The sequence below is a fragment of the Kitasatospora sp. MAA19 genome (assembly GCF_029894125.1).
Lineage (GTDB): Bacteria > Actinomycetota > Actinomycetes > Streptomycetales > Streptomycetaceae > Kitasatospora.
Window position 1 is genome coordinate 568,043 of sequence record NZ_JARXYZ010000001.1, and the last position, 21,921, is coordinate 589,963.

General features: G+C 72.1%; 23 protein-coding genes and 1 pseudogene. 13 read left to right on the forward strand and 11 right to left on the reverse strand.

Annotated elements, in window-relative coordinates; all coding sequences use genetic code 11:
• Positions 1-24 precede the first annotated feature (24 nt).
• The gene (locus tag P3T27_RS02540; RefSeq protein WP_280674014.1) at positions 25-1,425 is read left to right on the forward strand and encodes an amidase; all 1,401 of its coding nucleotides are present in this window, start codon (positions 25-27) and stop codon (positions 1,423-1,425) included.
• Here the strand turns inward: P3T27_RS02540 and P3T27_RS02545 are convergent.
• Entirely contained in the window at positions 1,422-1,751 is a 330-nt protein-coding gene (locus P3T27_RS02545) for a hypothetical protein (protein WP_280674015.1), read from the reverse strand. The two genes, P3T27_RS02540 and P3T27_RS02545, sit on opposite strands and share 4 nt — an antisense overlap.
• On the opposite strand from P3T27_RS02545, the gene P3T27_RS02550 reads away from it, so the two are divergent.
• The 3 genes from P3T27_RS02550 to P3T27_RS02560 all read left to right on the forward strand — a co-directional run bounded on the left by P3T27_RS02550 (position 1,728) and on the right by P3T27_RS02560 (position 3,845).
• The gene (locus P3T27_RS02550) at positions 1,728-2,033 is read left to right on the forward strand and encodes a hypothetical protein (protein ID WP_280674016.1); all 306 of its coding nucleotides are present in this window, start codon (positions 1,728-1,730) and stop codon (positions 2,031-2,033) included. The two genes, P3T27_RS02545 and P3T27_RS02550, sit on opposite strands and share 24 nt — an antisense overlap.
• Positions 2,030-2,701, forward strand: coding sequence for a TIGR03086 family metal-binding protein (locus tag P3T27_RS02555; protein WP_280674017.1), 672 nt, complete (start codon positions 2,030-2,032; stop codon positions 2,699-2,701). Before P3T27_RS02550 ends, P3T27_RS02555 begins: the two co-directional genes overlap by 4 nt.
• A 322-nt stretch (positions 2,702-3,023) precedes the next feature.
• Entirely contained in the window at positions 3,024-3,845 is an 822-nt protein-coding gene (locus P3T27_RS02560; protein WP_280674018.1) for a protein phosphatase 2C domain-containing protein, read from the forward strand.
• Positions 3,846-4,323: 478 nt separating this feature from the next.
• Here P3T27_RS02560 and P3T27_RS02565 read toward each other — a convergent pair whose 3' ends face one another.
• Both P3T27_RS02565 and P3T27_RS02570 read right to left on the reverse strand, forming a co-directional pair.
• Positions 4,324-5,283, reverse strand: a complete 960-nt coding sequence (locus P3T27_RS02565) for a pirin family protein (RefSeq protein ID WP_280674019.1) — start codon at positions 5,281-5,283, stop codon at positions 4,324-4,326.
• A 126-nt stretch (positions 5,284-5,409) separates the two neighbouring features.
• Complete coding sequence (locus P3T27_RS02570; protein WP_280674119.1) at positions 5,410-5,844, reverse strand: SseB family protein; 435 nt, start codon at positions 5,842-5,844, stop codon at positions 5,410-5,412.
• Positions 5,845-6,127: 283 nt separating this feature from the next.
• Between P3T27_RS02570 and P3T27_RS02575 the strand changes: the two genes are divergently transcribed.
• Both P3T27_RS02575 and P3T27_RS02580 read left to right on the forward strand, forming a co-directional pair.
• Positions 6,128-7,957, forward strand: a complete 1,830-nt coding sequence (locus tag P3T27_RS02575) for an acyl-CoA dehydrogenase (protein ID WP_280674020.1) — start codon at positions 6,128-6,130, stop codon at positions 7,955-7,957.
• A gap of 354 nt (positions 7,958-8,311) precedes the next feature.
• On the forward strand, positions 8,312-9,622 hold the full coding sequence (locus tag P3T27_RS02580; protein WP_280674021.1) for a M18 family aminopeptidase: 1,311 nt from the start codon (positions 8,312-8,314) through the stop codon (positions 9,620-9,622).
• 115 nt (positions 9,623-9,737) lie between these two features.
• On the opposite strand, the gene P3T27_RS02585 is transcribed toward P3T27_RS02580, so the two are convergent.
• From P3T27_RS02585 to P3T27_RS02595, 3 genes are all read right to left on the reverse strand, one after another.
• On the reverse strand, positions 9,738-11,552 hold the full coding sequence (locus P3T27_RS02585; RefSeq protein WP_280674022.1) for an NHL domain-containing thioredoxin family protein: 1,815 nt from the start codon (positions 11,550-11,552) through the stop codon (positions 9,738-9,740).
• A gap of 47 nt (positions 11,553-11,599) precedes the next feature.
• Positions 11,600-12,631 (reverse strand): Fic family protein, encoded by a 1,032-nt coding sequence (locus P3T27_RS02590; protein WP_280674023.1) that lies wholly within the window; start codon positions 12,629-12,631, stop codon positions 11,600-11,602.
• Positions 12,632-12,742: 111 nt separating this feature from the next.
• Entirely contained in the window at positions 12,743-12,877 is a 135-nt protein-coding gene (locus tag P3T27_RS02595) for a hypothetical protein (protein WP_280674123.1), read from the reverse strand.
• A 114-nt stretch (positions 12,878-12,991) separates the two neighbouring features.
• Between P3T27_RS02595 and P3T27_RS02600 the strand changes: the two genes are divergently transcribed.
• Positions 12,992-13,240, forward strand: a complete 249-nt coding sequence (locus P3T27_RS02600; RefSeq protein ID WP_280674024.1) for a hypothetical protein — start codon at positions 12,992-12,994, stop codon at positions 13,238-13,240.
• A 6-nt stretch (positions 13,241-13,246) separates the two neighbouring features.
• On the opposite strand, the gene P3T27_RS02605 is transcribed toward P3T27_RS02600, so the two are convergent.
• Positions 13,247-13,756 carry a GNAT family N-acetyltransferase gene (locus P3T27_RS02605; protein WP_280674025.1) on the reverse strand — a complete coding sequence of 170 codons (510 nt, stop codon included), beginning with the start codon at positions 13,754-13,756 and terminating at the stop codon, positions 13,247-13,249.
• A 90-nt stretch (positions 13,757-13,846) separates the two neighbouring features.
• On the opposite strand from P3T27_RS02605, the gene P3T27_RS02610 reads away from it, so the two are divergent.
• The 4 genes and pseudogenes from P3T27_RS02610 (at position 13,847) to P3T27_RS02625 (ending at position 16,000) form a co-directional block, all read left to right on the forward strand.
• Positions 13,847-14,335, forward strand: a complete 489-nt coding sequence (locus P3T27_RS02610; protein ID WP_280674026.1) for an LURP-one-related family protein — start codon at positions 13,847-13,849, stop codon at positions 14,333-14,335.
• Positions 14,336-14,450: 115 nt separating this feature from the next.
• Positions 14,451-14,873 carry a DUF350 domain-containing protein gene (locus P3T27_RS02615; RefSeq protein WP_280674027.1) on the forward strand — a complete coding sequence of 141 codons (423 nt, stop codon included), beginning with the start codon at positions 14,451-14,453 and terminating at the stop codon, positions 14,871-14,873.
• A 60-nt stretch (positions 14,874-14,933) separates the two neighbouring features.
• A pseudogene (locus P3T27_RS02620) lies at positions 14,934-15,407 on the forward strand (NAD(P)-dependent oxidoreductase); the annotation flags it as partial.
• 23 nt (positions 15,408-15,430) lie between these two features.
• Positions 15,431-16,000, forward strand: a complete 570-nt coding sequence (locus P3T27_RS02625; RefSeq protein ID WP_280674028.1) for a GNAT family N-acetyltransferase — start codon at positions 15,431-15,433, stop codon at positions 15,998-16,000.
• Positions 16,001-16,027: 27 nt separating this feature from the next.
• Here the strand turns inward: P3T27_RS02625 and P3T27_RS02630 are convergent, their stop codons facing one another.
• Positions 16,028-17,083 (reverse strand): aldo/keto reductase, encoded by a 1,056-nt coding sequence (locus P3T27_RS02630; RefSeq protein WP_280674029.1) that lies wholly within the window; start codon positions 17,081-17,083, stop codon positions 16,028-16,030.
• Between the two features lie 224 nt (positions 17,084-17,307).
• Between P3T27_RS02630 and P3T27_RS02635 the strand changes: the two genes are divergently transcribed.
• The gene (locus tag P3T27_RS02635) at positions 17,308-18,216 is read left to right on the forward strand and encodes a class I SAM-dependent methyltransferase (RefSeq protein ID WP_280674030.1); all 909 of its coding nucleotides are present in this window, start codon (positions 17,308-17,310) and stop codon (positions 18,214-18,216) included.
• Between the two features lie 203 nt (positions 18,217-18,419).
• Here the strand turns inward: P3T27_RS02635 and metG are convergent, their stop codons facing one another.
• The 3 genes from metG to P3T27_RS02650 form a co-directional block, all read right to left on the reverse strand.
• Complete coding sequence (gene metG, locus P3T27_RS02640; protein WP_280674031.1) at positions 18,420-20,153, reverse strand: methionine--tRNA ligase; 1,734 nt, start codon at positions 20,151-20,153, stop codon at positions 18,420-18,422.
• A gap of 128 nt (positions 20,154-20,281) precedes the next feature.
• A complete protein-coding gene (locus tag P3T27_RS02645; RefSeq protein ID WP_280674032.1) occupies positions 20,282-20,482 on the reverse strand; it encodes a DUF397 domain-containing protein in 201 nt (66 codons plus the stop codon).
• Positions 20,479-21,330 (reverse strand): helix-turn-helix transcriptional regulator, encoded by an 852-nt coding sequence (locus P3T27_RS02650; RefSeq protein WP_280674033.1) that lies wholly within the window; start codon positions 21,328-21,330, stop codon positions 20,479-20,481. The genes P3T27_RS02645 and P3T27_RS02650 overlap by 4 nt, the downstream gene beginning before the upstream one ends.
• Before the next feature lie 310 nt (positions 21,331-21,640).
• On the opposite strand from P3T27_RS02650, the gene P3T27_RS02655 reads away from it, so the two are divergent.
• Positions 21,641-21,889, forward strand: coding sequence for a hypothetical protein (locus P3T27_RS02655; protein ID WP_280674034.1), 249 nt, complete (start codon positions 21,641-21,643; stop codon positions 21,887-21,889).
• Positions 21,890-21,921: the final 32 nt, after the last annotated feature.

Here is a 21,921-nt window from a genome sequence, read left to right on the forward strand (position 1 = left end):
GGCGGGTGGTCTACCGTGATCGGCATGGAGCAACCCGTTGTCAGGCCACGGTCGTTGACCCGTGAGGCCGCCGAGCTGCGGTCCGGTGTGCCGGGACTGTCCGAGCACGTCGACCGGTTCTGCGCGCTGGTCGAGCGGGTGGATCCACTGATCCACGCGTTCGTCCCGGAGCCGGGGCGGCACGGGCGGCTGCGCGCGCAGGCGCGGGCGCTGGCCGCGCGGTACCCGGAGCCGGCCGGGCGGCCGCCGCTGTACGGGGTGGCGGTGGGGGTCAAGGACATCGTGCACGTGGACGGGCTGCCCACGCACGCCGGTTCGGCGCTGCCGCCGGGGGTGCTGGCGGGGCCGCAGGCCGTGGTGGTGGACCGGCTGCGGGCGGCCGGGGCGCTGGTCGCGGGCAAGACGGTGACCGCCGAGTTCGCGGCGAGCGCGCCCGGTCCGACCCGCAACCCGCACCACCCCGGGCGCACCCCGGGCGGCTCCAGCAGCGGGTCGGCGGCGGCCGTCGCGGCGGGGCTGGTGCCGCTGGCGGTCGGCACCCAGACGGTGGGCTCGGTGGTCCGGCCCGCCGCGTACTGCGGGGTGGTGGGCTTCCGGCCGACGTACGGGCGGATCCCGACGGTCGGGGTGATCCCGAACGCGCCGAGCCTCGACACCCTGGGGGTGTTCACGGCCGACCTGGCCGGGGCGGCGCTGGCGGCCTCGCTGCTCTGCGACGACTGGCGAGGGGACGACCGCCGGGGCGAGGACCGGCGGAGCGAGGACCGCCGGGGCGAGGACCGGCGGAGCGAGGACCGCCGGGGCGAGGACCGGCCGGGTGAGGCGGCGGCGGGGGATCGGCCGGTGCTCGGGGTGCCGGACGGGACGTACCTGGAGCGGGCCGAGCCGTCGACGCTGCGCGCCTTCGAGGAGTGGCTGGAGCGGCTGGCGCAGGCCGGCCTGGCGGTGCGCCGGGTCCCGCTGTTCCCGGACTTCGCGGAGATCACCCGGCAGTTGCAGACGATCAACCGCTTCGAGCTGGCCCGCAGCCACGCCGACTGGTTCGCCCGGTTCGGCGGCCTGTACCGCCCGGAGACGGCGGCGGGCATCCGGGTCGGCCAGGGCGTCGCGGCCGAGGACCGGGCGGCCGCGCTGCAGGCCCGGGAGCGGTTGCGCGAGCGGGTCGCCGGGGCGACCGCGGAGGCCGGGGTGGACCTGTGGCTGGCGCCGTCCGCGACCGGTGGGGCGCCGGAGGGGCTGCACAGCACCGGGGACGCGGTGATGTCGCTGCCGTGGAGCTACCTCGGCCTGCCCGCGGTGAGCCTGCCCGCCGGGCGGACGGCGGACGGGCTGCCGCTGGGCCTGCAGGTGGTCGGCGCGGCGGGCGCCGACGAGCGGCTGCTGAGCCAGGCGGCTCACCTGGAACGGGCGTTGAAAGCGCTTTAGGGCCTGTCCGGCGGATCCTGCCGGGCCGGACAGCCCTGGGCGAGCACCGGGTCGGCCGGGTCGGTGTCCTCGGCGCGCAGCAGGTGCCGCAGGAGGCGGCCGGCCCGCTGGTAGGGGACGTCCTCCTCGTCCAGCACAGCCTGTGCGTTGGCCGTCTCCAGGACGGCGATCAGGGCGAAGGCGAGGTCGCCGAGGTCGGTGTCGGGCCGCAGGCCGCCGGTGGCGCGGGCCTGGGCGAGGGCGTCGACGATCACCTCGCGCCACTCCCGGGCGCAGTCGGCGCCGGACTCGGCCTCGGCCCGGTGATCGAGCGGGACCGGCGCCACCGGATCGCGCACCGGCTGTTCGCCGGCACCGAGGACCCGTGGCGCCGCCTCGACGCCGCCCACCGGCCCGAGCAGGTCCCGCTGCCGATCCTGGTGGCGCACGACGAGGGCGAGGACGTGGTCGGAATATCGCACGCGCGGCGCCTGAAAGCCGCGTACGGTGACCGGCTGGAACTACTGGTCACCCGAGGGCTCGGCCACCGCCGGATCGGCGCCGAGCCCACCGTCATCGACAACGCGATCGGCTTCCTGGCGGCCGGTCAGGAGGTTGGCGCCGTATGAGCAGTGCCGCAGGACTCGTCGAACTGCACGCCCGTTCGCTGGAGTTGGCTGCCGAGGTGGTGGACGCCGTGCGGCCGGACCAGCTGGACCTGCCGACCCCGTGCGCGGGGTGGACGCTGCGCCGGCTGATGGAGCACATCGTCGGCCAGCACCAGGGCTTCGCCGCAGCCGCCCGGGGCGCCGGGCCCGATCCGGCCCTCTTCGCGGACGCCCCGGTCGGGGACGATCCGGCGGGCGCGTTCCGCCGCACCGGAGCCGAACTCACCGCCGGGTTCCGGGAGGCGGTCGCGGCCGACCGGGCGCTCTGGCTCCCGGAGATCCGCGACGGCGGCCCCTTCCCGCTCGCTCAGGCGGTGGGCTTTCACCTGCTCGACACCCTGGTGCACGGCTGGGACGTCGCGGCCGCGCTGGGCACCCCGGGCGGCCTGGTGGCGGCGGTGGACGGTGACGACGCGCTGGCCTCCGCCCTGCTGGCGGTGACCGAGGCCGTCCCGAACACACCGGAGGCCCGGGCGCCCGGCCGGGCCTTCCGTCCGAGTCTGGAGCCGGGCACGGAGTCGGGCCTGGAGCCCGGCCCGGAATCGGGCGCGCGCCAACCGGGCGGCGCCGACGGCCGGTTCGACCGAGTCCTGGCCCTGCTGGGCCGCGACCCGGCCTGGAAGGCCTGACGTACTCAGCGGCTGCCGCGCTGCTCGTCGGGGAAGCGCGGCCCGCCGATCAGGAAGAACAGCGCGGCGGTCGGAAAGCCGACCGACGCGGCCAGTAGCACGATGAACTGCCAGAACATCCTGTACTCCTCGTCAGTCCGGGGCCGCCTGGACACCCGAAGGTGATCCCAAACCCGACAGGCCCTGATTGGCCGAATTGTCCAGTCGTTATCCGACGGTATGGCCGATTCGCCCCGGCTGCCACTGGACGGCGGGGACCGGCCCGCGCCACACCGGCGCAGAGGTCTGGGCGGGGGCCGGGGGCGGCGGCCACACTGTCGGGATGCAGCTACAGCTCGCAGGGGAAGCACGACGGCCGGACCGCGAGAGCGAGGACTTCGCGGCGGCCTCGCCGGAGGCGCTGGTACTGCTGGACGGTGCGAGTTCGCCGGCCGGCCTGGAGTCCGGGTGCCGGCACGGAACCGCCTGGTACGTCCGCCGGTTGGGAGTGCACCTGCTCGCCCGGCTCACCGACCGGGTGGACCGCTCGATCGCCGAGTGCCTGGCCGACGCCATCGTGGAGACGGCCGCGCTGCACGGCGGCCGCTGCGACCTCGGCCATCCCAACACCCCCGCCGCGATGGTGGTGGCGGCCCGGCGGCACGGCGAGTCGCTGGAGTACCTGGTGCTCGGCGACTCGCTGTTGGTGCTGGAGTACAAGGAGGGCCCGCCGAAGGTGATCGGGGACAACCAGCGCTTCCCCGGCGGGGAGGGGCTGCGCCGGCAGGTCTGGGCGACCGTCCCCGGCTCGGCCGAGCGGGCCGCGCTGCACCTGGAGTACGCGCTGGCCGTCCGGGCCGCCCGCAACCGGGGCAGCGGCCCGTGGATCGCCGCGGCCAGCCCGAAGGCGGCCGGGCACGCCGAGACCGGCTTCGTCCGGCTGGACCGGCTGCGCGCGCTGGCCGCGCTCACCGACGGCGCCTCGCGCTACACCGAGCGCTTCGGGCTGGGGAGTTGGGCGGACGCGCTGCGGCTGCTCGCCGAGTCCGGGCCGGGTGAGCTGATCGCGCAGGTCCGCGAGGTCGAGCGGGCCGACGCCGCCTGCGAGCGCTGGCCGCGCGGAAAGGCGCACGACGACGCCTCGGCCGTCTACGCGCTGTTGTAGCGCGCAGTCGGCCCAGTCGTGCGTCACCGGCCCTGCCAGGGCGGGGAGGCCCCTATCCGAGGAGGGCCGCCACGGCGTCCGCCAGCGCCGTGCGCACCGCCTCGGGGGCGGTGAAGCGGCTCGACCGCAACAACCTGCACCGGCCACACCGCGACTCAGCCGGCTCCGGGCCGCTCTACTGAGGATTCCGGCCTGTTGTCGGTCGTGACGGATAGTGATCCCTGCGGTACGCCGGCGGTATGCGGCATGCGCAGGGTGGGGGCTCTCGGTTCCTTCGCACGCCGAAAGCGTGAGAACCGCACTCATGGCCAGCAGCGCGACGAATCCCGAACGGGCGTCGCCCGGCGCCGCCGACCCGGGCACTGGTAGGTACGTCCGGGCAGCTGGTGCGGGAGCCTGGCTGAGTGGCAACCGCGCTCACGTGAGCTCGCCTCGGGGGGAGACGGGCTCACGCGAGCGGTCCTGTCTTCGGAAGCGGTCAGCTGGCGTCGGTGGGGATGGTGCCGAGCCGGCCGGCCTGGAAGTCCGCCATGGCCTGCTGGAGTTCGCGGTGGCTGTTCATCACGAACGGGCCGTACCAGGCGACGGGTTCGCGGATCGGCAGGCCGCCGAGGAGGACCACCTCGAAGTTGGCGTTGCGCGAGTCCTGCTTCTCGTCGGCGCGGATGGTGAGGGAGTCGCCGTCGCCGAAGACGACCGCCTGGCCCATGTGGAACGGGCGGCGCTCCTGGCCGGCCGAGCCGCTGCCGGCCAGGCCGTAGGCGAGGGCGTTGAAGTCGGAGCGCCAGGGCAGGGTGACCTGGGCGCCGGGGCTGACGGACGCGTGGATCATGGTGATCGGGGTGTGGGTGGCGCCGGGGCCCTGGTGGCCGTCGATCTCGCCGGCGATCACCCGCAGCAGCGCGCCGCCGTCCTCGGAGCCGAGGAGCTTGACGCTGCCGCCACGGATGTCCTGGTACCTGGGGGCGATCATCTTGTCCGCGGCGGGCAGGTTGACCCACAGCTGGAGGCCGTGGAACAGGCCGCCGGACATCACCAGTGACTCCGGCGGGGTCTCGATGTGCAGGAGGCCGGAGCCGGCCGTCATCCACTGGGTGTCGCCGTCGGTGATGACGCCGCCGCCGCCGTGGGAGTCCTGGTGGACGAACGTTCCGTCGATGATGTAGGTGACCGTCTCGAAGCCGCGGTGCGGGTGCCAAGGAGTTCCCTTCGGCTCCCCCGCCGCATAGTCCACCTCGCCCATCTGGTCCATCATGATGAACGGGTCGAGGTACTTGGTGTTGATCTTGGCGAAGGCGCGGCGGACGGGGAAGCCCTCGCCTTCGAAGCCCTCGGGGGCGGTAGCCACGGTCAGGACCGGCCGGGCGGTCGAGGCGGCGGCGTCCGGGGTGGTGACGCGGGGCAGGGTCAGCGGGTTGTCGACGGTCACGGCGGGCATGTCGGCCTCCTTCGGGGGGTTCCTCTGGCCTACGTCCACGAGGTTAGTTCAATTCTCAACAACAAGCAAGTTGAAAGTTGAACCATATGGTGACGAAGGAGCGCGGGGCTCCTCCCTCGGGATGGGCTAGCCGTACATCCGGCGCATGGTGAAGTCGACCATCTGCTCGACGGCCTTGGCGTCGAACACCATCCGGTGCTCGCCCTCCATGTCCAGCGCGAAGCCGTAGCCGGTCGGCAGCAGGTCCAGGACCTCGGCGCCGGTGACGGTGAAGTGCTTGGAGTCCTTGCCGGCGTAGCGGCGCAGTTCCTTCAGCGAGCTGAACATCGGGATCACCGGGGTCGGCGTGTTGTGCAGCGCCAGGAAGCCGGGGCGCTCGCCGCGCGGGCAGTGCACCTTCGAGGTGATGAAGATGGCCTGGAAGTCCTCGACCGCCATCGAGCCGGTGGTGAAGGCCCGGACGGCGTCCGCCAGGGACGGCGGGGAGGGCTCGGGGTAGAGGGACTGCTGGGGCGTCTGCGACTGCGCGCCGTAGGCGTCGGGGCCGGGCATGCCGTTCATGCCCGGCTGCGGACCCGCCTGCTGCTGGTAGGGGTCGCCCGGGTATGCGTTCTGGTCATATCCGTACACACGGACAGGCTATCGGGAGCGCAGCCGCCTGTGGTGGCGTCGATCCTGACAAGGAGTGGCCGACCCGGCTTGTGGGACGTGACCACGTTCATAGCGGATTCACCGCCGAGGGCTTGCCCAAGTTACCGCTGGGTAGCATCATGATGCCTACTGGTGGGTACGGGGCGCCCGAACGCGGCGGTCTCCCGGAAGCGACGAACCGGAGAAAACGGCCATGGGTCACTACAAGTCCAACCTGCGGGACGTGGAGTTCAACCTCTTCGAGGTGTTCGGTCGCGAGCAGGTCTACGGCACCGGACCGTTCGCGGACATGGACGTCGAGACCGCGAAGAACATCCTGAGCGAGATCTCGCGCCTGGCCGAGAACGACCTCGCCGCGTCCTTCATCGACACCGACCGCAACCCGCCGGTCTTCGACCCCGAGACCAACACCGCGCCGATCCCGGACACCTTCAAGAAGAGCTACCAGACCTACATGGACGCCGAGTGGTGGCGTCTGGGCATCCCGGAGGAGATCGGCGGCCAGGTCACCCCGTCCTCCCTCATCTGGGCCTACGCCGAGCAGGTCCTGGGCTCCAACCCGGCCATCTGGATGTACTCCTCCGGCCCCGCCTTCGCCGGCGTCGTCCACGACGAGGGCACCGAGGAGCAGAAGAAGGTCGCCCAGCGGATGACCGACCGCCTCTGGGGCGCCACCATGGTCCTCACCGAGCCGGACGCCGGCTCGGACGTGGGCGCCGGCCGCACCAAGGCGATCAAGCAGGAGGACGGCTCCTGGCACATCGAGGGTGTGAAGCGCTTCATCACCTCGGGCGAGCACGACATGTCCGAGAACATCATCCACCTGGTGCTGGCCCGCCCCGAGGGCGGCAAGCCCGGCACCAAGGGCCTCGGCCTGTACATCGTCCCCAAGTTCGACTTCGACTGGGAGACCGGCGAGCTGGGCGAGCGCAACGGCGCCTACGCCACCAACGTCGAGCACAAGATGGGCCTCAAGGCCTCGAACACCTGCGAGATGACCTTCGGCGCCAAGCACCCCGCCAAGGGCTGGCTGCTCGGCGAGAAGGTCGACGGCATCCGCCAGATGTTCAAGATCATCGAGTTCGCCCGGATGATGGTCGGCACGAAGGCCATCGCCACCCTCTCCACCGGCTACCTGAACGCCCTGGAGTACGCCAAGGAGCGCGTGCAGGGTGCCGACATCTCCCAGTTCCTGGACAAGACCGCCCCGCGCGTCACCATCACCCACCACCCGGACGTGCGCCGCTCGCTGCTGACCCAGAAGGCCTACGCCGAGGGCATGCGCGCGCTGGTCCTGTTCACCGCGTCCGTCCAGGACGACATGCTGGCCGCCAAGCTGCGCGGCGAGCGCGACGAGGCCGCCGAGCGCCTCAACGACTTCCTGCTGCCGATCGTCAAGGGCTACGGCTCGGAGAAGTCCTACGAGCAGCTCGCCCAGTCCCTGCAGACCTTCGGTGGCTCCGGCTACCTGCAGGAGTACCCGATCGAGCAGTACATCCGCGACGCCAAGATCGACACCCTGTACGAGGGCACCACCGCGATCCAGGGTCAGGACTTCTTCTTCCGCAAGATCGTCAAGGACGGCGGCCAGGCGCTCACCGCCCTCAACGAGCAGATCCAGAAGTTCCTCGGCTCGGCCGAGGGCGGCGACGCCCTGGCCGCCGAGCGCGAGCTGCTCGCCAAGGCCGCCGGCGACCTGGAGGCCATCGTCGGCAAGCTCATCGCCGACCTGACCTCGGTCGAGCAGGACGTCAAGAACATGTACAAGGTGGGCCTCAACACCACCCGCCTGCTGATGGTCTCCGGCGACGTCGTGGTCGGCTGGCTGCTGCTGCGCCAGGCCGCGGTGGCCCTGGCCAAGCTGGAGGCCGGCGCCTCCGAGAAGGACGTGCCGTTCTACCAGGGCAAGGTCGCGGCGGCCCGCTTCTTCGCCAAGAACATCCTGCCGACCGTCACCCCGCAGCGGCTGATCGCCGAGGGCATGGACAACGAGATCATGGAGCTGGCGGAGGAGGCCTTCTAAGGCTCCCCACCCCACCGACCGCCTGACACCACCCTCACGCCGAAGGGCCCGGTTCTCCGCCGGGCCCTTCGGCGTCGGTGCGGTCGGGGGTGCGTCGGTGCGGTTGGTACGGTCGGTGCCGTCGGTGCGCTGCCAACTTCCTTGCGGGAAGCGGCAGTGCGGTCTCCCGGTGACCGTCCGCGATCGGTGCGAACCTCTGGGTGTACGGAGTTTGGCGCGGCGTCACTTCACGGTTGCGTCCGCGTTCTGCATCCGTTGGGAGGTTCCGAGTGCCCTGTCCGTGTACGGGCATATGCTCAAGATGCGAAGCCGACTCCCCATCCGGCTTCGGCCCTCCCTCGACTCAGGAGCAGTATGTCGACCGCCGCCGCCCGCCAGGCATTCTTCGACCGGACGCACAGCGACGATCTGATCGCGTTCCTCGGCACCTCGCCGTCCCCGTACCACGCGGTCGCGAGCGCCGCCGAGCGGCTGGAGAAGGCAGGCTTCCGGCAGGTCGCCGAGACCGACGCCTGGGACGGTGCCGCCGGCGGGCGCTACCTGATCCGCGGCGGTGCGCTGATCGCCTGGTACCTGCCGGAGAGCGCCCGCCCCGAAACCCCGTTCCGCGTGGTCGGCACCCACACCGACTCGCCCAACCTGCGGGTCAAGCCGGTGCCGGACACCGGCTCGGCCGGCTGGCGGCAGGTCGCGGTGGAGATCTACGGCGGTGTCCCGCTGAACACCTGGCTCGACCGCGACCTCGGGCTCTCCGGCCGCCTCGCGCTGAAGGACGGCAGTTCGCGGCTGGTCCAGCTGGACGAGCCGCTGCTGCGCGTGCCGCAGCTCGCGATCCACCTGGACCGCCAGGTCAACGACGGCATGAAGCTCGACAAGCAGCGCCACCTCACCCCGATCTGGGGCCTCGGCCCGGTCGACGAGGGCTCGCTGATCGCCTACGTCGCCGAGCGCGCGGGCCTGGACGCCGCCGAGGTGGCGGGCTGGGACCTCATGACGCACGACGTCCAGCCCGCCTCCTACCTGGGCCGTGACCGCGAGCTGCTGGCCGGCCCGCGCCTGGACAACCTGCTGTCCGTCCACGCCGCCACCGCCGCGCTGGCCGCCGTCGCCTCGGCCGAGGGCGCCGCCGACCTGCCGTACATCCCGGTGCTGGCCGCCTTCGACCACGAGGAGACCGGCAGCGAGTCGGACACCGGCGCGCAGAGCCCGCTGCTCGGCAACGTCCTCGACCGCAGCGTCCACGCGCGCGGCGGCACCCCGGAGGACCGCGCCCGGGCGCTCGCCGGGACGATCTGCCTCTCCTCGGACATGGGCCACGCCGTCCACCCGAACTACGCCGAGCGGCACGAGCCGGGCCACCACCCGCTGCCGAACGGCGGGCCGATCCTCAAGGTCAACGTCAACAACCGCTACGCGACCGACGGCGTCGGCCGGGCGGTGTTCGCGGCCGCCTGCGAGAAGGCCGGCGTGCCGTGGCAGTCCTTCGTCTCCAACAACGCGATGCCCTGCGGCACCACCATCGGCCCGATCACGGCGGCGCGCCTGGGCATCAAGACGGTGGACTGCGGCATCGCGGCGCTGTCCATGCACTCGGCGCGCGAGCTGTGCGGTGCGGAGGACCCGCACCTGCTGGCCAGCGCGATCAAGGCCTTCCTGGAGGGCTGATCCACCACGGCGAAGGGGCCCGGCGGAGTTCGTTCCGTCGGTCCCCTTCGTTGTGGCCGCATCGCCGGGCGATGGGCGCCGGGCGGGGGGTGCCGGGCGTGGGGGTGTCGGGTGGCTACTCCAGTCCGGCGAGCACCAGCGGCAGCCGGCGGGCGCCGTCGGCGACCAGCTTCACGGGCACGCCCCAGTCCTGCTGGTGCACGTGGCAGGCCGGGTACTCGATCTCCGGGTCGTCGTCGCAGGACGCCGCCATCGCCGAGACGTGCAGCACGCCCTCGGCGACCTCGTCGGAGAGGACCAGCTCGCGGGAGAGGTCGGTGTCCGCGCCCGCGCCGGAGACCAGCAGCTCGGGCGGGGTCGCGCTGACCAGCAGCCGGGTGGACGGGCCGTAGCGCTCGTCCAGCTTCTGGCCGCTCGGCGCCGAGAACACCACGTCCAGGCGGAACGCGCCCGGCGCGACCTCGGTGGCCGCCCGCTGGGTGCGGTGCGCGACCGACTCGACCTGCACCGCCTCGTCCGGCAGCCGCAGCCTGGTCAGCCGGTGCCGGGCCGACTCGACCACCACGATGTCCCCGTCCACCAGGACCGCGCCGGACGGCTCGCGCAGGTCGGTGGCCAGCGTGGTGACCTCGCCGCTCGCCGGCTCGAAGCGGCGCAGCGCGTGGTTGTAGGTGTCGCTGACGGCCACCGAGCCGTCCGGCAGCACGGTGACGCCCAGCGGGTGCTGGAGCAGCGCCTGGGCGGCCGCGCCGTCCCGGTGGCCGAAGTCGAACAGACCGGTGCCGACGGCGGTGTGGACCGTCTTCGTTTCACGTGAAACCCAGCGCAGCGCGGAGGTCTCCGAGTCGGCCACCCACAGCTTCCCGCCGTCCGCCGAGACCGCCAGGCCGGACGGCTGGGCGAACCAGGCCTCGTCGACGGGCCCGTCCACCAGGCCTTCGTTGGTGGTGCCGGCCGCGACGCCGACGGTGCCGGCGGCCGGGTCGTACGCCCACAGCTGGTGCACGCCGGCCATGGCGATCCACACCCGGCCGTCGAACCAGGCGACGTCCCAGGGCGAGGAGAGGTCCACCTCGCGGGCCGGGCCCTCGGTGGCCGAACCCTGCCACCACTGGCGGCCGGTGCCGGCCAGGGTGGTCACGCTGCCGTCGGCCAGCCGCAGCCCGCGCAGCGCGTGGTTGACGGTGTCGGCCACGATCACGTCGTAGTCCGAGCCCTCCGGCAGCAGCGCCAGGCCCTGCGGCTCGCTGAACCGCGGGCTGGTGCCGTCCACCAGGCCGCGCTGGCCGTCGCCGATCCGGCGGACCACCGTCTCGCCGTCCTCGGCCAGCTCCACCAGCGAGTGGTGGCCGGAGTCGGCGACCAGGTAGTGCCCGTCGGGCAGGCGGATCGCCTTGCCGGGGAACTTGAGGTCCCCCGCGGTCGGCTCCGGCGCCACGTACGGGCCGTCGCCGCGGCGCAGCGTGCCCTTCGCCGCGTGCTCGGCCTCCAGCTCCTCCACCAGCCGCGCGATCGCGTGCGCGTGGCCCTCACCCGCGTGCTGGGCGACCACGTACCCCTCCGGGTCGATCACCACCAGCGTCGGCCAGGCCCGCACCGCGTACTGCTTCCACGTCGCCAGCGCCGGATCGTCCAGCACCGGGTGGTGCACCTCGTACCGGGCGACCGCGTCCACCACGGCCTGGTGGTCCGCCTCGTGCACGAACTTCGGCGAGTGCACCCCGACGATCACCACGGTGTCCCGGTGCTTCTCCTCCACCTCCCGCAGCTCGTCCAGGACGTGCAGACAGTTGATGCAGCAGAAGGTCCAGAAATCCAGGATGGTGATCTTGCCCCGGAAGTCGGCGAGTGCCAGCTCCTTGCCACCGGTGTTCAGCCAACCGCCTGCCCCGACCAGTTCGGGGGCGCGTACACGTGCACGAGATGCCATGCCCCAATCAAACCGCATCGCGCCTGCCCGCATTCCGGAGGCGGGCGTCATGCCGTGGAGCGGGGCCTGCGCTGATGTTTGGCGGCCTTATAGCTTGCGACGGACTTACGTGACGAGCGCCAGACTCCGTCGGGGCCCTGTGCGGCGTTCAGGCGACCACGTTGGGCTGCTTGCCGGAGTGCCGCGAGGGACAGCTCGTCATCGACAAGGGCGGCGAGCGGGACCATCCTCGCGGGGCCGGCCACGTTGGGGACGATGAAACGGTTGAGATTGTCTTCCATCGCCCTGGCGATCAGCTCGCCGAGGGCGCCGTAGTCTCCTGTGTCCGCCCTGCGCAGCGCGGTCAGGTACGCGTCCCGCTGTCGCTTGAAGATGATGATCGGCGGATAGCCGAGGCGGACGAGGACAAGGTTCATGACGAGTCGGCCGGTTCGGCCGTTGCCGTCGAGGAACGGGTGGACTTGTTCGAACTGGTTGTGGATACGGGCCAGTTCTTCGGGGAGCGGGCGGCCGAGATCCACGTTCTTTTCGATCAGCTGGCCAAGGGCGCAGACCTCGGCAACCCACTGCTCGACCTGAGCCGGCACCAGCGGCCAGCGTGGCGGCGTCATTCCCTCGGCGAAGGGAGCGATGTCGTGTTCGCGGAAGTCGCCAGGGCCCTCGCGGTCGCCCGCCTCCGGGTGGGGCGCGACGCTCCAGACCGGGGTCATCGCCGTGTGGTGGACATGGCGGATCTCGCCGAGGGTAATGAGGCGCCCGTCATGCCAGGCGTCGGGTTCCAGCGCCTGGCCGTAGACCCAGCGGGCGGCGTCGGCGTATCCCTGGACCTCGTTGTACTCGCTGAGCGGCTTCGCTCCGACGGCTCGACCTTGGTCCAGGAGTGCTTGCACCTCACGCAGGACCAGCGTATTGCCCTCAAGTGCGGTGGAGTGGTGTGCTTCCTGATGCCAGATGTCGTCCCAGATCTCCTGGGCCTCTCTGGGGCTGGGGAGTCCGCCGAAGCGCTCGTTAAGCTCGGTGAGTGCGCCGGCGAGTCGGTTGTAGACAGTACTGCGGCTGGGCCTGCCTCGTCCGGCCAACGTCGTTCTCCCGAGAGTTGATACATGCCGTGAGTGGCTAATTGAACTTATCAACTTCGAGGGTTGCCGAGGGCCTGGCAGGTACATGCTGTCCTTGTGGTGGCACGATCCCTACGAGAAGGTCCAGGAATCCAGGATGGTGATCTTGCCCCGGAAGTCGGCGAGCGCCAGCTCCTTGCCACCGGTGTTCAGCCAACCGCCTGCCCCGACCAGTTCGGGGGCGCGTACACGTGCACGAGATGCCATGCCCGTATCCAACCCCATCGAGGGCGGGCGGCATTCCTGGCCGGGGTGGGCGGCGGGAGCGGGCGGGCGTGTCGGTGGGGGGCGGGGCCTCGGGTCCGTGCTGTCGTTGTCCGCATGGTCACCTCATCTGCGCTCCGGTCGGCCCTGACGGTCGCGGCCGCCGTTCTGCTCGCCACCGGTGCGGCCACCGCCACCGCGGCCGCCGGGTCCGGCCCGCGTGACGTCACCGCGGAGCAGTGCCAGGACGCCGGGGGGTGGGTGGAGGGCTCGGGGTACTGCGTGGGGGCCGTCGGCGACGACGACTGGGGGCAGCCCGTCGAGGGGCAGGCCATCAACCCCCACCCGGCTCCCGGCGAGGAGTGAGGGGCCCTACGGCCGGGGGAGCCCCGCCTGCCAGCGGGTTTCGCCGTCCTGCTGCTCGTCGGTGGGGGTGAGGCCGAGGGCGCGGGCGATGGCGGCGGAGGCGTGGTGGTCGGGGTGGATGTGGGCGGTGACGGTGGTGACGCCGGCGGCGGTGAGGTGGGCGAGCAGGGCGCGGGCGGCCTCGGTGGCCAGGCCGCGGCCCTGCCAGGGGGTGCCGACCACCCAGGCGAGTTCGGCGGCGTCGGGGTGGACGGTGGTCTGGACGTAGCCGGTGAGGCGGCCGTCGGAGCGCAGCCGTAGCGCCCAGTTGCCCCAGGTCTCGGCAGGGTCGGGGGAGCCGGCGGCGAGCCGGGCGTAGCGGGCGCGCAGTTCGTCGGCGGTGGCCGGGCGGCCGCCGGTGAAGGCGTGCAGGGCGGGGTCGGCGAGGGCGGCGGCCATCTCCTCGGCGTGCTCGGGGCCGATCGGGAGGAGGTCGAGGCGCTCGCTGTGCAGCGGGGCGGCGGGGTCGGGGCTCATGCCGGTATTGAACGCCCGTGCGCGGCGGTGCTTCCCGGCAGGCGGGGGGATCGGGTCGAATGAGGGGACGTCGACACGGAGGAGGCCGCTGTGCGGTACCTGGTCAGGGAGAAGCTGTTCGCGGTCGGAGACGACTACTGGATCGAGGACGACCGGGGCCACAAGGCGTACCTGGTGGACGGCAAGGTGCTGCGGCTGCGGCACACCTTCGAACTGAAGGACGCGCACGGGCGGGTGGTCGCGGTGGTGAAGGAGAAAGCGTTCACCGTCCGCGACGCGATGAAGATCGAGGACGCCGACGGCGAGGTGATCGCGACCGTCCGGGAGAAGCTGTTCACCCCGTTCCGCGACAAGTACCTGGTGGAGCTGGCCTCCGGCGGCGAACTGAAGATCCACGGGAACCTGCTCGACAAGGACTACCGGATCGAGAACCACCACGGCGACGACCTCGCCCGGATCTCCCGCGCGTGGTTCCGGATCCGGGACACCTACGGAGTGGAGATCGCCGACGGCGCCGACACCGGCCTGCTGCTCGCCATCGCCGCCTGCGTCGACCACCTGGTGGAGGAGGATCGCTGACCGTCGCGGGTTTCCGGATCCCCGGCCCGCCGCCCACCCGCGTGGGGTATCTTTTGCCAACCCTTGACCAGGTCGGCAGGGGGGGGCGGTGAGCGGACCGGGGGCTGGAACCACGATGAACGACATCCTGCACGGGCTCGGCGCGGCGGCCGCCTACGGAGCCGTCGGGGTGGTGCTGCTGCTCCTCGGCGTCGGTCTGGTGGACCTGCTGACGCCCGGCCGGCTCGGCCACCAGATCTGGGTCGAGCGCAACCGCAACGCCGCCGTGCTGCTCAGCTCCGCGCTGCTCGGCATCGGCGGCATAGTCTTCACCGCGATCATGTACACCTACGCGGACTTCGCCAAGGGCCTGGTCTCGACCGCCTGTTACGGCCTGCTCGGGCTGGTGCTGATGACCGTCGCCTTCTGGGTGGTGGACCTGCTGACGCCCGGCAAGCTCGGCGCGATCCTGGTCGAGCCGGAGCCGCACCCCGCGGTCTGGGTGTCGGCCAGCTGCAACATCGCGGTCGCGGCGGTGGTGTCGGCCGCGATCGCCTGAAGGGCCGCGGCCAGCCGGAGGGCCGTGGTCAGGCGGGGTGCGGGGCGCCGCCGTCGCCCGTACGTGTTCTACAGCGGCTCGGCGGCGCTGTTCGAGGAGCACCGGGCGGCCCTCGGCGCCCCGGCCGACGCCCGGTACGTCGGCGCCGACACGGGCTTCGCGGCCCTGCACGACGTGGCGCTGCTCAGTGCGATGTACGGCATGTTCGCCGGCGTGGCGCACGCCTTCGCGCTGATCCGCGAGGAGCCCGTCGCACCGGGCGAGCTGGCGCCGCTGCTGGGGAGTTGGATCACCGCGATGTCCGGGTCGATCGCCAGGACCGCGACGCAGCTGGAGAGCGGCGACTACACCGGGGGCGTGGTCTCGAACCTGGCGATGCAGGTCGCGGGCCAGGACACGCTGCTGCGCACGGCCGAGGAGCAGGGGGTGAGCGCGGAACTCCTGGCTCCGTACTTCCGGCTGATGGAGCGTCGACTGGAGGCCGGCAGTGGCGAGGAGGACCTGACCGGGGTCGTCGACCTGCTGCGGCGGTGAGGCCCGGCCGGTAACGTACCGGCATGGCTGACCTTGAAGAACGCGCCAACGTCGTCGCGTCCGGCTCACGGCAGGCCGGGGTCGGGGTGTCCGTTCGACGGCGCCGCGTCACCGACCTCGCCGACTGCGTCCGGGTGCTCGGCGACGTCCACACCACCGACGGCTACCCCGCCGACTGGCCCGACCGCCCCGCCGCCTGGCTCACCCCCGACGGCCTGCTCGCCGCCTGGGTCGCCGAACTGGACGGCCACCCGGCCGGCCACGTCGGCCTCTCCCGCAGCGCCCCCGGCGACGTCGCCCCCGGCTTGTGGAGCCGCCGCACCGGCGGCCGACCGGAGCTCACCGCCGTGATCGGCCGGCTCTACGTCGCCCCCACGGCCCGCGGCCACCGGATCGGTGCACGGCTGATGGCTGCCGCCGTGGCGCACGCGCGGGCGCTCGGGCTCCACCCCGTCCTGGACGTCCTCGCGACCGACGCCCCGGCGACCGCCTTCTACCGGCGCCTCGGCTGGACCTGGCTCGGCAGCGGCGAACAGCAGTGGGCCGCGGACCGCACGGTCGTGGTCCACTGCTTCGCCGCACCGAGGGAGTGAAGGGGGCGACGGTTCGTCGGCTGCCGGCTACCCCGCCGATCGGTCCGCGGCGGGGCGGCGGCGGAGCGCGGGGGTGGTGACGGACGGGGGCTGCCAGACGCCGTCGGGGTGGTAGACGTCGGTGCCGGGCGGGACGATGGCGTCGATGCGGTCGAGGACGGCGTCGTCGAGGACCAGGTCGGCGCCCTTGAGGGCCGCCTCCACTTGGTCGTGGGTGCGCGGGCCGAGGATCACCGAGGTGACGGCGGGGTGGGCCAGCGGGAAGGCCACGGCCAGTTCGGGGAGGGTGCGGCCGAGGTCCTCGGCGAGGGTGGTGAAGGCCTCGACGGCCTCCAGCTTGGCCGCCGTGGTGGGCAGCGCCGGGTCGAACCGGCCCGGGTTGATGACGGGGCGGCCGGTGGTCAGGTCGGCCGGGCGGTCCTTGCGGTAGCGGCCGGTGAGGAAGCCGGAGGCGAGCGGGCCCCAGGTCAGCGCGCCCATGCCGAGCCGCTGGACGACGGGCAGCACGTCGCGCTCCACGCCGCGGGCGAGCAGCGAGTACGGCGGCTGCTCGGTGCGGAAGCGCGGCAGGGCGCGGCGCTCGGCGACGTGGTACGCGTCGACGATCTGCTCGGCGGGGAAGGTGGAGCAGCCGAAGGCGCGGATCTTGCCGGCCCGGACGAGGTCGCCGAGGACGGACAGGGTCTCCTCGACGTCGGTGGTGTGGTCCGGCCGGTGGATCTGGTACAGGTCGATCCGGTCGGTGCGCAGCCGGCGCAGGCTGTCCTCGACCGCCCGGACGATCCAGCGCCGCGAGTTGCCGCCCCGGCCCCGCCCCTCGCCCATCGGGAAGTGCGCCTTGGTGGCCAGCACGATCTCGTCGCGGTCGCCGCGGGCGGCCAGCGTCTTGCCGACGATCTCCTCGGACTCGCCGGCCGAGTAGATGTCGGCGGTGTCCACGAAGTTGACGCCTCGGTCGAGGGCGGTGTTGATGATCCGGGCGCAGTCGTCGTGGTCGGGGTTGCCGATGTGGCCGAGCATCATCGTGCCGAGGCAGTAGGCGCTCACTTCGATGCCGGTGCCGCCGAGGACGCGGTAGCGCATGGTGCTGCTCCCCTGGTGGTGGGTCGGTGGTGGCCCAGAGGCTAGGGCTTGGAGTGTGCTCTAGGGCAAGGCCCGCGGGCGGCCGGGGACGGGCGCTGCGTGGTGCGCGTTTGCGGAATCGGCAACAAAGCTTGCCGATGTGGCGGGTCCGGTCGCAGCCTGGCCGTGGCGGTGGGCGCCATGGGCGACCACCCTTCCGCCATCCACGATCGGAGAAGACCGCCATGTCCGAACACCAGCACCAGCACGGGCAGGGACACCAGTCCGGGCACCACCACCACGGGCACGGGAACGTCCCCGCCGCCGACTTCGACTGGGACGCCCTCGCCGCCGACCTGGAGCAGGAGGCCGAACTGCGCGCCGGCGCCGTGACCGGGGCCGCGCAGTGGCTGCGGTCGCTGCACGGCGCGGCCGGGGAGGTGCGGCGGGTACTCGACGTCGGCAGCGGTCCCGGGGTGATCGCCGGGCTGCTCGCGGACGTCTTCCCGGAGGCCGAGACGGTCGCCGTCGACCAGTCGGCCGCCCTGCTGGAGCGCGCCCGGACCCGCTCCGGCGGCCGCCTGAGCATCCAACAGGCCGACCTGCCCGCCGAGTTCGGCAAGCTCGGGGAGGCCGACCTGATCTGGTCCGGCAACGCGATCCACCACCTCGGCGACCAGCAGGCCGCGCTGACCTCCCTCGCCGCGACGCTGCGGCCCGGCGGCCTGCTGGCCGTCGCCGAACGAGGCCTGCCGCTGCGCTACCTGCCGCGCGACTTCGGCCTCGGCCGGCCCGGCTTCCAGGCCCGGATCGACGCGGCGCACGAGGACGGCTTCAGCACCATGCGTGCCGAACTGCCCGGCGCCACCGAGGAGGTGGAGGACTGGCCGGCCATGCTCGGCCGCGCCGGTCTGACCCCCAGCGGCACCCGCACCTTCCTGATCGACCACCCGGCCCCGCTCGCCCGGCCCGCCCGCGAGCGCCTCCACACCCAGCTCGCCCGCCTGCGCGACCAGCTCACCGACCACCTCGACCCCGAGGACGGCAGGACCCTCGACGCCCTGCTCGCCGAGGACGCCCCGACCGGCATCCTGCACCGCCCGGACGCCTTCTACCTCGCGGCCATGACCGTCCACACCGCCCGCAAGGCCTGACCGCGCCCGCCCCGCTCCCGGGCGACGCCGCCCGGGCGGGCGGGGCAAGGGCTGGGCCCGGGCGGCTTCAGGGTGTGGCCGAGGGCGGTGACCAGGTCGGCATCCATGGCCGGAAGCGTACCGGCGAGGGTTCGGCGACGGCCCTACCGGTGACGGCCCTACCGGCGACGGGCCCTACCGGCGACGGGCCCTACCGCAAGGCCTCAGCCCTCCTGGCCGCCGAAGCGGGTGGTCCAGGCGGTCAGGTCCTCGTCGGTGATCTTGGCGAACAGCACCGGCGGCACCGTGAACGCCGTCCCGGCCGGCACCAGGTCCAGCGCCCGCGCGTCCTCCGGGCCCACCCAGGAGCGGGCGGCCGCCGGAGCGTCCTCGGCCAGGGCGAACGCGCCTCGCATGGCCGCCGCCGCGGTCGGGATGAACGGCTCGGAGACCACCGCGTACAGCTGGATCAGGTTCATCGCCGTGCGCAGGGTCAGCGCCGCGGCGTCCGGGTCGGTCTTCACCTGGAGCCAGGGCGCCTTCTCGTCCAGGTACGCGTTGCCCGCGCTCCACAACGCGCGCAGGGCCTGCGCCGCCTTGCGGAAGTTGAGAGCGTCCAGCTGGGCCTCGTACTCGGCCAGCAGTCCGACGACCTGCTCGCCGAGGCGCTGCTCCGCCTCGCCGGGCGCGTGGCCGCCCGGGACGGCGTCGCCGAAGCGCTTGCGGCTGAAGGACAGCACCCGGTTGACGAAGTTGCCGAGGGTGTCGGCGAGGTCCTTGTTGACCACGGAAGCGAAGAGGTCCCAGGTGAAGCTGGAGTCGTCCGACTCGGGGGCGTGCGCCATCAGGAAGTAGCGCCAGTAGTCGGCCGGCAGCAGTTCCAGGGCGACGTCGGTGAAGATGCCGCGCTTCTGGCTGGTGGAGAACTTCCCGCCGTAGTACGTCAGCCAGTTGAAGGCCTTGACGTAGTCGACCATCTTCCACGGGCGGCGCGAGCCGAGGATCGTCGCCGGGAACATCACGGTGTGGAACGGGACGTTGTCCTTGGCCATGAACTCGGTGTACCGGACGGTCTCGTCGGCTTCGTACCACCAGGACTTCCAGTCCCGCAGCTGCCCGGCCGGGGCCGCGTCCGCCCACTCCTTGGTGGCGCCGATGTACTCGATCGGGGCGTCGAACCAGACGTAGAACACCTTGCCCTCGGCCGCCAGCTCCGGCCAGACGTCGGCCGGCACCGGGACGCCCCACTCCAGGTCACGGGTGATCGAGCGGTCCTGCAGGCCCTCGGTGAGCCACTTGCGGGCGATCGAGGAGGCCAGCACCGGCCACTGGTCGCCGTTGGCGGCGATCCACCCCTCCACCTCCTCGGTCAGCCTCGACTGGAGCAGGAACAGGTGCCTGGTCTCCCGGACCTCCAGGTCGGAGCTGCCGCTGATCGCCGAGCGCGGCTCCAGCAGGTCGGTCGGGTCCAGCACCCGGGTGCAGTTCTCGCACTGGTCGCCGCGCGCCTTGTCGTAGCCGCAGTGCGGGCAGGTGCCGACGATGTAGCGGTCCGGCAGGAAGCGGCCGTCGGCGTTGGAGTACACCTGGCGGACCGAGCGCTCCTCGATGAAGCCGTTGCGCTGCAGTTCGCGGGCGATCTCCTGGGTGATCTCCCGGTTCTGCGGCGAGGAGCTGCGGCCGAAGTGGTCGAAGGACAGCCCGAAGCCGTCGTAGACCGCCTTCTGCGCGTCGTGCGCCTGAGCGCAGAACTCGGCCACCGGCAGCCCGGCCTCCTGCGCGGCGAGTTCGGCGGGCGTGCCGTGCTCGTCGGTCGCGCAGATGTACAGCACCTCGTGGCCGCGCTGGCGCAGATAGCGGGAGTAGACGTCCGCCGGGAGCATCGACCCGACCATGTTGCCCAGGTGCTTGATCCCGTTGATGTACGGAAGGGCGCTGGTGATCAGGTGCCGAGCCATCCTCGGATGCTCCGATTTCTCCCGCACAGCACCCCACCCGGAGTGCTGTGCCAGGCGCAGGGGTCCACTGTGGGTTGCCAAGCCTACCGCCGCCGTGACGGCTGCCGTCGCCGGTCGGGCGGTGCCGGTCAGACGGTGCCGAAGTCGCCGTACCGGTCGAACTCCCCGGCCTTCACCCCGCGGACGAACGCGGCCCACTTGCGCGGCGTGGTCCGGACGACGACCTCGGCGCGGTCCGACTCCCGGATCTCCACCAGGCCGTCGGCGGTCCGGATCTCGACGCACTCGTTGCTCTCGCCGCTCGATGACGACTTCTGCCAGTCGCTCATGCGAAGTCTTTCAGTAAGGCCCGGATGAAGTCCCGGGACTCGTCCGGGTCGAGTGCGATCGTCGCGGTCTCCTCCTTGATCCGGCGGTACGTCTGCAATTCGTCCTCGGCGTGCACGAACTTCGGCCCCTGGGAGAGATCGACCTGGACGGTGTCGAGCTCCGGAACCGGCCCGCGGGCGAGATACAGGCTCTCCCCGGAGCCCGGATAGGTGTCCACGCTGAACGGGATGGTCCGGATCTCCACTCCGGGCCGCTCGGAATCCTCCAGCACGCTGAGCAACTGCTCGCGCAGCACCACCGGCCCGCCGAACTGCATGCGCAGCGCGGATTCGTGGATGAAAGCCGTGTACGGCTTCGGGCGCTCGGTGAAGATCCGCTGGCGCTGAATCCGGAATGCCGTCCGCGCGTCCGCGTCCTCCCGGGGCAGGGGCGGTCGCAGCCGGGCGAACACCGCCGAGGCGTACGCCGGGGTCTGCAGCAGCCCGGGGATGAAGGTGGTGTGCAGGATCGCCAGCGATTCGGCGTGGTGCTCCATCTCCGCGACGTCGATGATCCCGTTCGGGATCCGCCCGCGGTAGCCGTCCCACCAGTACTTCCGCCGGTCCTGGGTCATCGCGAGCAGCGCGTCGAGGTAGGGGCCGTCCGCACAGCCGCAGGTATGGGCCCAGAGCCGGAGCCGTTCGGCGCTGATGCCGGACTTCCCGTTCTCCATCTGCGAGATCTTGGGCAGGTCGGTGCCCAGGGTGGCGGCCAGGCTTTTGGGCGTCACGCCCACGCGTTCGCGCATCTTGCGCAGCTCGATGCCAAGGCGCTGCTGGCGCACGGTCGGCGACAAGCGGGGTGGCATGACTCTCTTCTCCGGATGGCGGGCTTCGGTCGATGCTTCCGGTGAAGTGTGCCGTGCTCACCCGGCCCTAGCTACTGAAATGGCTGATACCCCACGATGGAGTGAACGTTCTCTCGCTCGGTAGCAAGTCTTGCACCCCGGGCCTATGGTCGTTGTCGCGTCAGTCACTGACTTGTTGTCGTCTAAACAGCCGCCAATCAGCCGTAAATACACACCAGATGCATGGTCGGCACGCTCGACATCACCGACCGGAGACTGTCATGCCGCTTCCGCTGCCTCTCACCCCTCCCCGCCGCATTCCCGCAGCCCGGTGAACGCCCTGCTCGTCGCCGGTTTGTCCGCCCTCCTGCTCGCCGTCCTCTTCGTCGGCTGGCTGGTCTGGCTTGTCAACGTCCAACCCCGCGAACCCCGTTCGCCGAAATCCGAGTTCGCCGGGCGGAATTCGCCCGGCGGCAAGGACGAAGCAGGCCCTTTCCCCGGTCGGCGTGCCATTCCCCAGCCCGCCCGGAACATTCGTCCGTCCGCCGCGGTGCGATCGCCCGGAAACGCCGACAACTGAGCCCCGGATCGCGGGAGAAGCCCGCTTCGGCC